This is a genomic window from Nocardioides sp. (genome assembly GCF_016462705.1).
GTDB lineage: Bacteria > Actinomycetota > Actinomycetes > Propionibacteriales > Nocardioidaceae > Nocardioides.
Genome location: NZ_JAEMSS010000083.1, coordinates 1 through 14,660 on the forward strand (window position 1 = coordinate 1; position 14,660 = coordinate 14,660).

Sequence of the window (14,660 nt, forward strand, 5' to 3'; positions counted from 1 at the left end):
CTCCTCCACCCCCGCCGCCTCCGTCTGGGGGAACGGGGTCCCGAAGCTGGACGTCCCGAAGTGCACGGGCACCCGCCCACGCAGGTCCGGGAGCGCGAACGTCGCCTGCCCGTCGCCTCCGTACATCGTGCCGATCAGCTGGAACAGGGTCTCGTTCTCGCTGATCGGCAGCAGCTGTCCCTCGCAGAACATCCAGCCCGCGGGCGCGAAGTTGCCGGCGAACATCCTGATCTCGCCGACGTACGGCTGTGCCATGTCAGTGCCTTCAGTTCGGGGAGGGGAAGATGCCCTGGAGGGCGATGCAGAAGTTCAGGACCAGGTAGGGCTGCAGGTTCGGGTGCGGCTGGCTGCCGCCGATGTTCGAGACGGTGGCCGGGTTGAGCGTGGTCAACGGCGCCCCGGCGCCGTACAGGTTGTTGGCGCCGCCGAGGAACCGGCCCGCCGGGGAGGAGTTGCCGCCGTTCGCGGTGTTGGAGGCGCTGACGAGGTGGGTGTGGCTGGGCAGCTCGTTGATGGTCACGGTGTGGGCCTCCTCGCCGCCCGACTCGCCGAGGGTGTGCCCGGACCCGACGTGGATCGGGACCCGGCCCTGCAGGTTGGGGAGCGCGAAGTTCGTCTGGCCGTTCCCACCGAAGGTGGTGCCGAGCAGCGAGAACAGCGCCTGGTTCTGGTTGATCGGCAGCAGCTGCCCGTTGCAGAAGGCCCAGCCCTTCGGCGGGAAGTTGAAGGACATGATCCTGATCTCGGACAGGAACGGCTCAGCCATCGGTTGCTCTCTCGGGTCTCGTGGACGTCATGGGCAGGTGGTGCCGGCTGCGCTGTAGGAAGCCCCGGCGTCCCTCGTCGCGCTCGCCGTCGGCACGGGTGCGTTCGCAGCCGGGTCGTTGGGCACGCCGTCGTTCTGGCCGGCCAGGAACGCCGCGATCGCCGCGGTGTCGGTCAGGCCGCCCGCGTAGCCCGGGATGGTCACCGTGGTGCTCTGCCGGGCCCGGACCCGGATGTCGTCGGCACCTGTGTCCGTCGACCCCGCCCCAGCCACGGTGTTGCCCTTGAGGTGCAGGCACGAGCTGAACGTGTCCGACGGAGTCACCCCGCTGTTGAGGGCGATGCCCTGGAAGCCGGTCACGCTGGGGTTGCTGCCCGGGTCGGTGACGGTGTTGCCGGTGACGTTGGTGCTCAGCGTGCCGCTGCTCACCACGCCGGCTCCGCTCTGGATCTCGATCCCGAGGTTGTTGAACTCGCGGAACGTGCTGTTGGTGATGTCGACCGAGGCCGTCCCGCCCCCGCCGGCGTGCTGGAGCTTGATCCCGCTGCCCTCGAGCGAGCCGGAGTTGTCGCCCGCGGTGTCCTGGCCGACGGTGATGCCGTTGACCGAGCCGGTCATCGACCCGCTCCCCTGGGACTTCACCATCAGGATGGCGTGGCCGACGGCGTCGCGGAACGTGTTGCTGCCGCTCATGGTGACGTCGAACGTCGCCCCCGCCGCGGCACCACCGAACAGGGAGACGCCGCCTCCGCCGGTGCCGATGGACGGGTGGTTGTTGGAGAGCGCGTTGCCGGTGAAGTCGAGGTCGCCACCGCCGCTGCCGTCCGCGGTCATCTGGAACAGGTCGCCCCGCGCCGAGGTGAGGGCGCTGCCCTGGACGGTGACGTTCATCGTCGAGGTTCCGAGGCCCTCGATCGAGATGCCGTCGTTGCCCAGCGCGGTGCTGTTGGCGCCGATGGTCACGGTGTCGAAGGTCAGGCGGTTGAGGGTGCCGGACGTCTGGGACACCCGGAAGTTGTCCTCCAGGCCGCCCTGGATGTGGGTGTTGCTGACACTGGCCGAGCCGGCCAGCGCCGTGCCCGCGGCGTTGTTGAAGTACACGCTGGAGTCGTTGGTCACGTCGCTGGTGCCGTTGGTGCCGTTGATGACGCTGTTCGCCAGCGTGAAGCCGCTGACCCCGCTCCCGCGGATCGCGTAGTTGGCGTGGTCGTGGAGGTGCATCCGCGTGAACGACGGCGCGATGGTGTTGTTGAGGACGATGCCGGTCCCGTCGGGGGTGGCGCTGGTGCTGTCGCCCCCGGCGCCGTTGCGGATCTCACCGCCGGTGCAGCCGGTGGTGTTGGCGTTGGTGCAGGTGCCTCCGGTGCCGGTGACGGTCAGTGAGGGGTTCGTCCCGGTGTTGCTGAGCAGGATGCCCGTCGGGGCGCCGTTGGCGGCGATCGACTGGAAGGTCAGCGGTGAGCCCGCGCCGACATCGGTGTCCTGGACCCGGAGGGCGCGTCCGGTGGTCGTGGCGATGGTGTTGCCGGCTCCGGTGACGTTGAGCGTGCCGCTGGAGGTCGCGTCCAGGCCGTTGCCGCTGGTGGCGTCGATGTCGAGCCCACCTCCGGAGAGCGTCAGCGTGTGCCCGTCGCTGCTCGACATCACCACGGCGCTGCCCGTTCCCGTGTTGAGCGTCTTCGACGCGTTGCTGAAGACGGTCGAGCCACCGGTGTTGCCGGAGACCGCGATCCCGCCGCCGGTGTCGTTGGTGTCGGCGATCGGTCCGCTGAGGGTCACGACACCACCGGAGCGGCCGGTGACCTCGGCGGTCTGCCCGGAGCCGTTGCCGAGGGTGCCCGGGTAGGTGATGGCGCCGGTTCCGCCGTCCACGTCGACACTGATCCCGGCAGCGCCGCTGATGTCGCCGCTGGCGGCCGCGAAGGTCCCGACCCCGAGGCCCGCGAGGTTGATGCCGTCGGTCGCACTGTCGGTGGAGTCGACGTCGTCGAGGTCGAGGACCGCGCCTGCGGTGCCGGTGACGTCCACCGCCGGACCGCCGGTCGCACGGATGTTGGCGGTGCCGCCCGCCGGCACGGTGATCGCGGAACCCGAGCTGACCCGGAACGCCGGGTCCGCACCGGAGGTGGTGGTGAGGTCGAGGTCCGTGCCCGCGCCGTCTCCGAAGGTCGTGGAGCCGGCCGGGACGTTGACGAGCGAGACGCCGCCCACCGACGAGCCCGTCACCGTGATGTCGTCGAACGTGCTCGTCCCGAGGCCGGTCCCGGTGACGTCGAGCGCCTTGGCCCCCGCCGTGGTGAGGGAGATGGTCCCGGTGCTGGCGAACGTCACGGTGCCGGCGTTGTTCAGGCGGACCCCGGTGGCGGTGGTCGGCGGTGAGGTGGCGGCCGAGTTGTCCACCACCAGGTTGCTGACGGCGAACACGCCCGTGGTGCCGTCGAGCTCGAGTCCCGGCTGGGCGCCCGCGACCCCGGTGTCCACGATGTTGACGTCGTCGATGGCGCCCCCACCGGTGTCACCCACGGCACCGGCGATACCGCCGCCGGTCCCCTGGGGGTCGAGCACCAGGCCGCGGACCTCGTTGCCGTCGTCGAGGTCGACGACGTCCTCGTTGGTCGACGTCAAGGTCGGCCGGGCGCCCGGGTTGGGGGCCCGCAGCGTGTCCGCGGTGAGCGGGCCGCTCTGGTCCGGGTCGACGACGAGGCCCTCGTGCTCGCCGATGAGGCGCTCGCCGGCGTTCATGGCGAAGCCGGTCGTGTAGCCGGTCGAGGTGTTGTCGCCGTCGAAGACGAACACGGTGTGGTTGCTGCCCGAGGCGGTCTCGGCCTGCGCCAGCGTGTCGAACGGGGCGGTGGAGGTGCCGCTGTTGCCGGTGGCGTTGTTGCTGACGTACCAGACGCAGCCGGCGATCGCGATCGTCACCTGGCCGGTGTCGGTCTGCTCCGGCGTGCCCGAGTCCTCGACGGTGTAGGAGAACGAGTCGGAGGCGTCGGTGCAGCTGGTCGAGGCGGCCGGCTCGAACACGAAGTCGCCGTCGGCCTCGATGGTCACCGAGCCGCCGTCGGCGGTCGCGAAGGTGCCGGGGGTGATGGTCAGCGGGCCCGGTCCGTCGACGTCGGTGTCCCCGTCGAGCAGGTCCCCGGTGATCTCGGTGTGCGGGGTCGACGGCGCCGCCTTGTCGTCGGTCGGGTCGTCCACCTGGAGCGTGGTGTTGCCGTGCGCGCTGTCGTTGCCGCTGAAGGTCTCGTCGTCGGCGGCCGGGGCGTCGTTGACGCAGGTCACGGTCATCGAGACCGTCGCGGTCTGGGGGGCGCCCCCGCTGTTGAGGGTGTAGGTGAAGGTGTCCGGGGTGGTGCCGGGCGGGTCGTTGCAGTAGTTGCTGTCCGGGGCGTAGGTCAGGCCGGTGCCGCCGCCGGTGATCGCGGTGCTGCCGTTGGTCGGGTCGCTCACCCCGGTGATCGTCATCGGGCCGGCGTCGATGTCGTCGTCGTTGGACACCACGTCGACCGCGGTGGCGCCGGAGTCCTCCGCGACCGTCGCCGCGTCGTCGTTCGCGACCGGGGCGTCGTCGACACAGGTCACGATGACGCTCACCGTGGCGGTGTCGCCGCCGTTGAGCGTGTAGTCGAAGGTGTCCTCGGTCGCCTCGCCCGGGTCGTTGCAGTAGTCCGGGTCCGGCTCGTAGGTGAGCCCGGTGTGAGCGCCCGACGTACCGCCGGTCAGGACCACCGTGCCCTCGGCGGGGTCGGTGGCCGCCGTGATCACCTTGGGCCCGCCGTCGGCGTCGGTGTCGTTGGCCAGCACGTCGACCGCGGTGGCCGGGTCGTCCTCGGCGACCGTGGCGAGGTCGTCGACGCCCACGGGCGGCACGTCGCAGGTGACCGTCATCGACACGGTCGCGGTGTCCCCGCCCGGGGTGATCGTGTAGGTGAACGTGTCCGCGGGCCCCACCGGGTCGGTGTTGCAGTAGCCCGGGTCGGGCTCGTACGTCAGTGCGGTGTGGTTGCCCGGCGTCCCGCCGGTCAGCACCACGGTCCCGTTGGCCGGGTCGCTGGCCGAGGCGATCGCCATCGGACCGCCGTCGTCGTTGTCGTCGTTGGCCAGCACGTCGACCGGCGTCGCCGGGCCGTTCAGCGTCGCCGTCGCGGTGTCGTCGACCGCGGTCGGGTCGTCGTCGACGCAGGTCACCACCACCGACACGGTCGCGGTGTCCCCACCGTTGACCGTGTAGGTGAACGTGTCGGGTGTCGTCCCGGGCGGGTCGTTGCAGTAGTCCGGGTCCGGCTCGTAGGTCAGCCCGGTGTGCGCCCCCGCCGTCCCGCCGGTCAGCACCACGGTCCCGTTCGCCGGGTCGCCCGCCGAGCTGATCGTGATCGGGTCACCCTCGACGTCGTCGTCGTCGGCGAGCACGTCGACCGCTGTCGCCGGGTCGTCCTCGGTCACCGTCGCGGCATCGTCATCGGCCACCGGCGCGTCGTCGACACAGGTGACCGTGACCGAGACGGTCGCGGTGTCACCGCCGTTGACGGTGTAGGTGAACGAGTCGGCCCCACAGAAGTCCGGGTCGGGGGTGTAGGTGACGTCGGTCGCGGTGAAGGTCGTGGTCCCGTTGGCCGGGTCGGAGGCCGCGGTGACGGTGATGGGGTCGGACTCGGCGTCGGTGTCGTTGACGAGCAGGGTGCCGAATGTTGTCGGCCCGGAGTCCTCGCCGACCGTCCGGGCGTCGTCGTTGGCGACAGGCGGGTCGTTGACGCAGGTGACGTCGATCGTGACCGTGCCGGTGTCGGTCCCACCGTTGCCGTCGGAGACCACGTAGTCGTACGACGCGGGGGCGGGGGAGCACGTGTTGGCGGTCGGGGTGAAGGTGACCTGTCCCGAGGCGATGGCCACGGTCCCGCCCACTGCGTTGCTCGCCGAGGTCACCGTCAAGGTGTCGCCATCGACGTCGATGTCGTTGGCCGCCGGGCTGCCCGCCCCCGTCACCGGGTCGGAGAGCGGCGTGTCCTCACCGGTCGTGCGGGCGTCGTCCACCGCGGTCGGCGCGTCGTTGGCACAGGTGACCGTCACCGACACCGTCGCCGTGCCGCCGCCCGTGACCGTGTAGGTGAACGTGTCGTCCGGAGCGGCCCCCGGAGCGTTGCAGTAGTCCGGGTCCGGCGTGTAGGCGACGTCGGCGGGGGTGAACGTCACCGTCCCGTTGGTGGGCTGGGTGACCCCGGTGACCGCGATCGGGTCGTTCTCCGGGTCGCTGTCGTTGGCCAGCACGTCGAAGGTCGTGACCCCCGAGTCCTCGGCGACCGTCGGACTGTCGTCGACGGCGTCCGGGTCGTCGTCGACGCAGGCCAGGTCCACGGTCACCGTGCCGGTGTCCGTGCCGCCCCCACCGTCGGACGCGGTGTAGCCGAACGTCCCGACATCGTTGCCGCACAGGTTGGTGGCCGGCACGAAGTGGACCTGGCCCCCGGAGATCGAGACCGTGCCACCGGTCGGGTTCGAGACCGCCGACACGACGATCGCGTCGCCGTCCTGGTCGGTGTCGTTGACGGCCGGGCTCCCGGCCCCCGAGACCGGCAGGTCCAGCTGGGTGTCCTCGGTGCCCTCGGCGCCGTCGTCGACGGCGACCGGCGGGTCGTTCGCGTCGGTCACCGTCACCGTGAACGCCTTCTCGGTGACCTCCCCCGCCTCGTCGGTCGCCCGGAGCCGGACCGAGTAGGAGCTCCTGGTCTCGAAGTCGAAACCGATCGCGGACTCCAGGCTGTCGCCGTCCACGCGGAACGACGCGTTGTCGGCGGACCCGGCGCCCGGCACCAGCGAGAACACGTGGCTGTCACCGGCGTCGGGGTCCACCGCCGTCAGGTTGCCGACGTCGGAACCCGGCGGCTCGTTCTCCGACACCGACGACGGGACCAGGGTGATGTCGGTGGGCGGGTCGTTCTGCGCGACCTTCTCGCAGTCGCGCCGGACCCGGTCGGCGGGGTCGGCCGAGACGGTGTCGGGTCCCGGACCACAGCGCACGTCGTCGACGGAGCGGCCGGCGTCCCCGTCCGCCATCACCTGGTCGGCACCCCGGAAGCCGCCCAGGCGGTCGTCCCCGGGCCCACCGACGACCTCGTCGTCGCCGGCGTCGCCGCGCACCACGTCGTCCCCACCGTCACCGAACACCCGGTCGTCACCACGGCCGCCCGCCACCCGGTCGTCGCCCGGACCGCCGCGCACCACGTCGTCCCCACCGCCGCCACGCAGCAGGTCCTGGCCGCCTCGACCCGAGATCGTGTCGTCGCCACCCAGACCGCAGATGACGTCGTCGCCCGCGGTGCCGGTCAGCACGTCGTCGCCCGACGTGCCCACGATGGTGCAGCCACCCGCCTTCGCGGCCGCCGCCGGCGCGGTCAGCAGGACCGGGGCTCCGACGAGCATGACGATGACGGCCAGCGCCACCCTGGCTTCCCTCCGCAGGTGCACCAGCGCAGGCTCTCACCCTGGCAGGTGTAGCGCTATGGCATGTTCGGGTGGTTCCGCGTGACCAAGGAGCCAGCGCCGGACGGCGCTACTCCAGGGGCAGGTACGCCGAGAGGTCGGCGCGCTCGCCGCTGGCCGTGATCGACCCGCCGGCCTCGGCGGCCGCCCACGTCAGGGCGCCGGTCGCGAGGGCCACCCAGGTCTCGGCATCGGTCTCCACCACGGCGGGCGGGGTCCCGCGGGTGTGCCGGACGCCGGGTATCACCTGCACCGCGGCGTACGGCGGGACCCGGACCTCGACCGAGCGACCGGGAGCGCGCTCCTCGAGCACGGCCAGGTAGTGCTTGGTCAGCAGCCGGAGGTCGTCGGCACCGGGCTCGCCGCCCCGGCACCGGGCGAGGGCCGCGGCGACCTCGGCGGCGGGCGCAGGACGCAGACGGGCGGGCACGGCTCAAACCTAGTCTCCGGGGTACCTCCCCCCTCGTGACCGCGGACTGGACGTACGTCGTGGCCGGCGGCTCACTGCTGCTGGCCATCGTGCTGCCCGCGCTGCTCAGCCGCTGGGCCATCTCGGCTCCTCTGGTCCTCCTCGGCGTCGGCATGCTCATCGGCGCCTCGCCGCTTCCCGAGCGCCTGCCGCTCGACCCGCAGGACAACCGGGCGGTGATCGAGCACGTCACCGAGCTGACCGTCCTGGTCGCGCTGATGGGCGTGGGGCTCGCGCTGGACCGGCCGCTGAGCCTGAGGGACCGGGCGTCCTGGGTCAAGTGGGGAGCGACCTGGCGCCTGCTGGCCGTGGCCATGCCGCTCACCATCGCTGCCGTGGCGGTGCTCGGCTGGTCGGTCGGTCTCGCTCCGGCCGCGGCGCTCGTCCTGGGCGCGGCGCTGGCGCCCACCGACCCGGTCCTCGCCTCCGACGTCCAGGTGGCCGGTCCGCAGACCGGTGACCACGAGGTGGACGAGACCGACGAGGTGCGGTTCACCCTCACCTCGGAGGCGGGCCTCAACGACGGCCTCGCCTTCCCCTTCGTCTATGCCGCGATCCTGCTGGCGACCGAGGGCGGGGTGTCGGAGTGGGCGCTGAAGTGGGTGGGCTTCTACCTGGTCGCGAAGGTGCTCATCGGCGTCGTCGCGGGGCTCGCGGTGGGCCGGGCCCTGTCGTACATCGCCTTCCGGTCCGAGAGCAGGTCTCTGCGGGTCGCCGAGAGGGGCGAGTCACTGATGGCCCTCGCCGCTCTCGTGACCGCGTACGGCGTCGGGGAGGTGGCCGGCGGCTACGGCTTCCTCTCGGTGTTCGTCTGCGCGATGACCTTCCGCTCCGCCGAGCGCTCCCACGACTACCACGCGGCGATGCACGAGGTGGCCGAGCGCCTCGAGCGGCTGCTCACCCTCTTCGTGCTGCTGGTGCTGGGGATCGCCCTCACCCGGGGCATCCTCGACGCCCTCGACTGGCAAGGCGTCCTGGTGGGCCTGTCCCTGATCCTCGTGATCCGGCCGCTGGCCGGGGTCGTCGCGCTGGCACCGTGGGCGGGCTCCGCCGCCGATCGCGGCGGCCTGATCCCGCAGGAGCGCTGGGCCGTGGCCTTCTTCGGGGTCCGCGGGGTGGGCTCGCTGTACTACCTCGCGTACGCCGCCGGCGAGGCCCCCGCCCTGGGCGGGGACTGGCTGTGGGCGACGGTGTCGTTCACCATCGTCGTCTCGGTCGTCCTGCACGGTGTGCTGTCCACACCGGTGATGACCCGTCTCGACCGGCTGCGGTCCGCTAGGTGACCGACTCACCGAGCTCGGCGAGCAGGTTGCGGAGCCGGTCGCCCGCCCGGTCGATGGCCTCCAGCGCGAACTGGACCTGGTAGGGCAGCTCGTCGGTCGACTCGTGGAGCATCTCGGCGTAGCCCAGCAGCGTGGTGAGCGGGGTCCGGATCTCGTGGTGCACCCGCTCGAGCAGCAGCCGTCGCTCGTCGGTGGCCTCCTGCCGGGCCGCGACCTCGGCGGTCACGTCCTGGACGAAGACGATGGCCCCGGCGACGTCCGCGTTGTCGTCCTCCATCGGTGAGGCGTTGCACCGCAGGTGCAGCACGGTCCCGTCCGGTTTGCGGACGAGGACCAGCTCGTCCCGGACGACCTCTCCGTGCCGGGCCCGGACCAGGGGGATCTGCTCGGTCGGGAGCTGCAGGCCGCAGTCGTCGATCATGTCGAAGGCGATCGCGTACTCGTCCTCCTGCAGCGGGGTGAAGCTGCGTCCGAGGATCTCCTGGAGCACCGGGGTCACCAGCGTCAGCCGACCGTCAGCGTCACACGCCGCGACGCCGACGGCGGTGTGCCGCAACGCGTGCTCGAGCGGCAGCGAGCGCAGCGCGTCGAGAGTGCCGAGCTCCGTGTTCACCTGCGGCTCCCTCAGAGGTCCCCCCGGCCCTCGCTCTCAGTGCGGTCGTTCGGTGTCCCCACCGCCACCACGGTAGGTCCGCTTCCCCCGTCCCGTGGCTGAACCCGCGAAGTCACGGGTGGACCGCCGCGAACCGACGGGACGCCCGCTGGAGCAGGTCGACCAGCTCGGGCGGTCCGTCGACGGTGAAGTCCCGGTCGAGCTGGGTGAGCACCATCACCGGCCACTCGAGCGCATCGACGTTCATCTCGAGCAGGCAGGCCCCGTCGCTGCCCGACGCCACGCCCCAGTGGCCGACGGCATCGGCCACCTCCGCCACCGTCGCGTCCAGGCGCACCCGCACGGCGTACCGCTGCGGCATCCGCCGGATGCCCGACTGGACGAACGTGAGCGCGTCCTCGGCAGGCAGGTCACGGGGCCGGAACCGCTGGCCGGTCGTCCGGGGATCACTGATCCGGTCGACGCGGAAGGACCGCCAGTCCTGGCGGTCGCGGTCGTACGCGACGAGGTACCACCGGCGGCCGAGGGTGACCAGCCGGTGGGGTTCGACCCAGCGGTCGGTCGGGTCCGGGTCCGGTCCGCCCCGCGGCGGCGCGGTGTAGGTGAACTTGAGGGGCTCGTCGTCGCGGCAGGCCTGGGCGAGGGTCGCCAGCAGGGACGGGTCGAGCTCGGGCCCGCCGCGCCAGGGCAGGTTGTCCGTCTGCGACCGGATCGCGTCCATCTGCCGGCGCAGCCGGGGCGGCATCAGACCGATCACCTTGGTCAGCGCCTGCAGCGACGACTCCTCCAGGCCGGCGATCGAACCAGCGGCGGCCGACTGGAGGCCGACCGCGATCGCGACCGCCTCCTCGTCCTCGAGCAGGAGCGGCGGGAGCGCCCCTCCCGCCCGCAGCTGGTAGCCGCCGGCGACGCCGCGGACCGCGTCCACGGCGTAGCCGAGCTCGCGCAGCCGGTCGATGTCGCGGCGCAGGGTGCGGGGGCTGACCTCGAGCCGGCTGGACAGCTCTGCGCCGGGCCAGTAGCGGTGGGTCTGCAGCAGCGAGAGCAGCCGCAGCATCCGGGCGCTGGTGTTCATGCGCTCGAGACTATTTCAGATTGCGGTCAGGTAGTGACCTAGATCGCCACCAGGCTGATGGCATGACCACTCCGTCCAGCAGTCCGGTGATCCGGACCCGCGGGTTGACCCGCCACTTCACCCGACACAAGACCACGGTCGAGGCCGTCCGCGGTCTCGACCTCGAGATCGCCCAGGGCGAGCTCGTCGCCTTCCTCGGTCCCAACGGCGCCGGCAAGTCCACGACGCTGCGGATGCTCACGACCCTGCTGCCGCCGACCTCCGGCACCGCCGAGGTCGCCGGGTACGACGTGGTGCGCGAGCACCGCGACGTCCGGCGCTCCATCGGCTACGTCGGCCAGGGCAACGCGGCCGGCCACGCCCAGCGCGGCCGCGACGAGCTCGTCAGCCAGGCCCGGGCCTTCGGGATGACCCGCCGCCGGGCCCACGAACGCGCCGACGAGCTCATCGCGGCGTTCGACCTGACCGAGCAGGCCGGGCGGCCGGTCTCGACGCTCTCCGGCGGCCAGCGGCGCCGGCTCGACGTCGCGATCGGGTTGGTCCACACGCCGCGGATCCTGTTCCTCGACGAGCCGTCGACCGGGCTCGACCCCCAGAACCGCGTCAACCTGCAGGAGCAGATCACCCGGCTGCACGCCGAGCAGGGGACCACGATCGTGCTGACGACGCACTACCTCGAGGAGGCGGACACCATCGCCGACCGGGTGGTGGTCATCGACCACGGCGTCGTCATCGCCGACGACTCCGCGGCCCGGCTCAAGTCGTCGCTGGGCGACCTGGTCCGGCTCGGCTTCGGCACGCCGGCCGACGCGACCGTCGGCGCGGAGCGCGCCGGCTCGATCCCGGGCGCGGTCGTGGAGCTCGACGACCTGGAGGTGCGGCTGCGGGTCGCCCACGGCCGCGACCTGGCGGCCGGCCTGGTCACCGACCTGGCCTGGCAGGGCACACCGGTCGAGCGGATCGAGGTCGTCGGGCCAACCCTCGACGACGTCTTCCTCGACCTGACCGGGCGCAGCCTCCGTGAGACCGACGAGAGCAAGGGAGCAGCAGCATGACGACGTACGCCGACGACCTGACCATCCGCAGGACCCCGGTCCCGACGGCCGAGCTGCGGGCACCGGGGGTGCTGGCCGACACCTGGAACGTGATGGTCCGCGAGCTCAAGCCGGTGTTCCGCGAGCCCGCCTCCGTCTTGTTCGCGATGGTGCAGCCGCTGGTCTTCCTGGCGCTGTTCGCACCGCTGCTGCCCGAGGTCGAGGGTGGTGGGTCGGCACTGCAGTGGTTCGTGCCCGGCATCGTGGCGATGACCGCGCTGGTGGGTGCGTCGTTCACCGGCGCCAACCTGACCCAGGAGATCGTGACCGGCTCGCACGAGCGGCTGCTGGTGTCACCGCTCTCGCGCAGCTCGCTGCTGGTCGGCCGGGCGCTCAAGGAGGTCGTCCCGATGCTGATGCAGGCCGCGATCATCGTCGCTGTCGTGACGCCGTTCAGCTTCGACCTGCACCTGGGGCACGTCCTGGTCGGCGTCGCCCTGCTGTCGTTCTTCAGCGTCGGCGTCGGCGCGCTCAGCTTCGCGCTCGCGCTGGCTGCGAAGGACCAGGACTGGTTGTTCTGGACGGTGCAGCAGACGCTCATCTTCCCGCTCCTGCTGCTGGCCGGGGTGTTGTTGCCGTTGGACGGCGCGCCGGGCTGGCTGCAGACGGCGTCGGACCTCAACCCGTTGAAGTACGTCATCGAGGCCGAGCGCGCCCTCTTCGCCGGCGACTTCCCGGCCGACACCGTGCTCGCCGGCTTCGGCGCCTCGGCGGTCGTCGCCGGGTTCGGGCTGTGGGTGGGGCTGAAGGCGATGCGGCGTACCGGCTGACACGTGAGGCCCGGGCGTCAGGCCGTGGCCGGGTCCTCCAGGACCGCACAGAGGTACTGGAGGGCCCTGGCCGCGTACAGGCCGTCCTCCACCCGCTCGTCGTAGCTGAACTTCAGCGAGGCCACCCGGGCCACCACCGGTTCGCCGTCCCTGGCCACGACCTCGTCGTGGACCAGCCCGACCGCGCAGAACAGCGGGATCGTCCCGTAGTCGTAGAGGTGGTGGAAGCCCGCGTCGATGCCGACGCTGCCGAGGTTGGTGACGAAGACGCTGGCGAAGAAGGGATCCCCGTCGATGAGCGACCGGGGCAGGAGGTTGAGGGCGTTGGCGGCCTCGGCCAGGCACACGACCCCGCGCCGCAGCAGCGGAGGAAGGTGGAGGAACAGCCCGAGCTCCTTGTCGGTGAGATCCTCCGCCGCCCCGGACCGGGCGGCGGTCACCGAGGTCTCGATGTCCCGCACGAACTCGGCGAAGGGCTGGGCCGGGTCGCACTGGTGCTTCACCTCCACCAGCGTGCCGTCGTCGGACAGCTCGGTCTTGACGGTGAAGGAGATCCAGATGCCGTCGCGGTCGTAGAGGCGACCCCCGGAGACGAAGCGGTTGAGGTGTGGGTGCCGGTCGAACATCCGGCCCAGCGCCCAGAGAACGACGTGGAACAGCGTGGGGTGCAGGTCGGGGTGGGCGGCTCGGGTCGAGGCGACGAAGCGCATCGCCGGGTCGACCTCGAACACCTGGTCCAGGTAGACGGTGGAACCCGTGCGGGTCGGCATCAGCGCCGGCATGAACCGCCGGTACGCCGGCACCCCGTTCGCCAGGTGACCGTCCGGGCGTGCGATCGCCCCGACCAGGTCGAGTGGCGCCAGGAGTCGCATGCTCCGAGCGTGCGAGCCCCGCAGCGGTGCGACCAGGGCCGAACGTCACACGGTGGTGGGCCGACGGCCCAGCCGCTCGGCCTCGAACCGGCGGATGCGGCGGTCGAGGAGCCCGGGGTACTCCAGGGGCAGGTAGTGCGTGGCTCCCTCGACGACCAGGAGCTCGGCGCCCGGGATGGCGGCGGCGGTCGCCCGGAGGGTGCTGGTGGGCAGGAACAGGTCGCGCGTGCCCCCGACGACGAGGCTGGGGACGGTGACGTCACCGAGCCGGGGCCCGGCGTCGTGCCGGGACATCGCGCGGATCGTCCGCATGTAGAGGCGCCAGTCCAGCCGGGCGAACTCCCCGGCCAGGGCGCCGAAGGTCTCGAGGTCGCAGGAGGGCGCGACCACGCCGAGCCGACGCAGGACGTGTGGTCCGCGGGGTACGCCGGCCAGCAGTCTCAGTGCCGCACCGAAGGGACCGGCGCCGGCCTCCACGACGTGGGTCGCGGGCGGGATCAGGACCCGGCTCAGCGGCGAGTCCAACACGCCTGCCAACGGGTCCCCCGGAGCGCCGGCCACGAGCACCAGGCCGGCCACCAGGTCCGGCTCGGCGAGCGCCGCCTCCACGGCCACCTGCACCCCCATGCTCCACGCGATGACCAGGGCCGGCTCCTCGCCGGTCCAGCGCAGCACCCGGACGAGGTCCGCGGCATGGTCGTGGATGGTGACCGCGTCCGGGTCGGACGGGGGGCCGGACCGGTAGAGGCCGCGGTAGTCGAAGGAGACGACCCGATGACCCGTCCCGAACCGGGCCAGGAAGGGCGCCCATGCGCGCAGCGATCCGCCGAGTCCGTTGGCCAGCACCACAGGCCGGCCCTCACCCAGCTCCTGGACGGCCAGATCGACGCCGCCGTGGCCGACGAGCCGCTCCTCGCGAAGAGCCGGCAGCTCAGCCGAACCGGTCGTTCCCGCCACGGCAACATCAGACCGAGCGCGGCGGTGCCGAGCCAGGGGCGAAGGTCCCCAGCACCTCGTCCGGCGGGTCCTAGGCTGCGGGTCGTGGACGTGGCAGTGAAGGAGCCGCTGGAGGCGGCGGCCGTCCGCGAGACGGTCGAGGAGCTGCACGAGCGGATCGGCGCGCGGTTCCCCGAGCGCGGGTTGCGCGGGGTGGCCGGCGACCTGCTCCTGCTCATCGACCAGGTGCAGGCGAGCAATGCGGCCGCTGCCGTTCTCCATGTGGTCGGAATCCTTCTTGAAAG

General features: G+C 72.0%; 11 protein-coding genes and 1 pseudogene. 4 read left to right on the forward strand and 8 right to left on the reverse strand.

Annotated elements, in window-relative coordinates; translation table 11 throughout:
- The 4 genes from JHD21_RS11860 to JHD21_RS11875 all read right to left on the reverse strand — a co-directional run.
- On the reverse strand, window positions 1-255 hold a 255-nt coding region (locus tag JHD21_RS11860; RefSeq protein WP_292675265.1), incomplete at its 3' end, for a tail fiber protein.
- A gap of 10 nt (window positions 256-265) precedes the next feature.
- A complete protein-coding gene (locus tag JHD21_RS11865; RefSeq protein ID WP_292675268.1) occupies window positions 266-766 on the reverse strand; it encodes a tail fiber protein in 501 nt (166 codons plus the stop codon).
- A 27-nt stretch (window positions 767-793) separates the two neighbouring features.
- The gene (locus JHD21_RS11870) at window positions 794-7,204 is read right to left on the reverse strand and encodes an Ig-like domain-containing protein (protein ID WP_292675271.1); all 6,411 of its coding nucleotides are present in this window, start codon (window positions 7,202-7,204) and stop codon (window positions 794-796) included.
- Window positions 7,205-7,313: 109 nt separating this feature from the next.
- Window positions 7,314-7,673 (reverse strand): sterol carrier family protein, encoded by a 360-nt coding sequence (locus JHD21_RS11875; protein ID WP_292675274.1) that lies wholly within the window; start codon window positions 7,671-7,673, stop codon window positions 7,314-7,316.
- 35 nt (window positions 7,674-7,708) lie between these two features.
- Here JHD21_RS11875 and JHD21_RS11880 point away from each other — a divergent pair, with 35 nt between their 5' ends.
- Window positions 7,709-8,995: a cation:proton antiporter gene (locus JHD21_RS11880; RefSeq protein WP_292675277.1), complete on the forward strand. Its 1,287-nt coding sequence runs from the start codon at window positions 7,709-7,711 to the stop codon at window positions 8,993-8,995.
- On the opposite strand, the gene JHD21_RS11885 is transcribed toward JHD21_RS11880, so the two are convergent.
- Complete coding sequence (locus JHD21_RS11885; protein ID WP_292675280.1) at window positions 8,988-9,608, reverse strand: histidine kinase dimerization/phospho-acceptor domain-containing protein; 621 nt, start codon at window positions 9,606-9,608, stop codon at window positions 8,988-8,990. The two genes, JHD21_RS11880 and JHD21_RS11885, sit on opposite strands and share 8 nt — an antisense overlap.
- A gap of 112 nt (window positions 9,609-9,720) precedes the next feature.
- A complete protein-coding gene (locus tag JHD21_RS11890; RefSeq protein ID WP_292675283.1) occupies window positions 9,721-10,683 on the reverse strand; it encodes a YafY family protein in 963 nt (320 codons plus the stop codon).
- 62 nt (window positions 10,684-10,745) lie between these two features.
- Between JHD21_RS11890 and JHD21_RS11895 the strand changes: the two genes are divergently transcribed.
- On the forward strand, window positions 10,746-11,738 hold the full coding sequence (locus JHD21_RS11895; protein ID WP_292675286.1) for an ATP-binding cassette domain-containing protein: 993 nt from the start codon (window positions 10,746-10,748) through the stop codon (window positions 11,736-11,738).
- Window positions 11,735-12,547 carry an ABC transporter permease gene (locus JHD21_RS11900; RefSeq protein ID WP_292675289.1) on the forward strand — a complete coding sequence of 271 codons (813 nt, stop codon included), beginning with the start codon at window positions 11,735-11,737 and terminating at the stop codon, window positions 12,545-12,547. Before JHD21_RS11895 ends, JHD21_RS11900 begins: the two co-directional genes overlap by 4 nt.
- 17 nt (window positions 12,548-12,564) lie before the next feature.
- On the opposite strand, the gene JHD21_RS11905 is transcribed toward JHD21_RS11900, so the two are convergent.
- Together JHD21_RS11905 and JHD21_RS11910 are read right to left on the reverse strand one after the other, a co-directional pair.
- On the reverse strand, window positions 12,565-13,419 hold the full coding sequence (locus JHD21_RS11905; protein ID WP_292675292.1) for a 2-oxo acid dehydrogenase subunit E2: 855 nt from the start codon (window positions 13,417-13,419) through the stop codon (window positions 12,565-12,567).
- Between the two features lie 45 nt (window positions 13,420-13,464).
- Entirely contained in the window at window positions 13,465-14,376 is a 912-nt protein-coding gene (locus JHD21_RS11910) for an alpha/beta hydrolase (RefSeq protein ID WP_292675295.1), read from the reverse strand.
- Between the two features lie 84 nt (window positions 14,377-14,460).
- Here JHD21_RS11910 and JHD21_RS11915 point away from each other — a divergent pair.
- Window positions 14,461-14,660: pseudogene (locus JHD21_RS11915) on the forward strand (hypothetical protein); the annotation flags it as partial.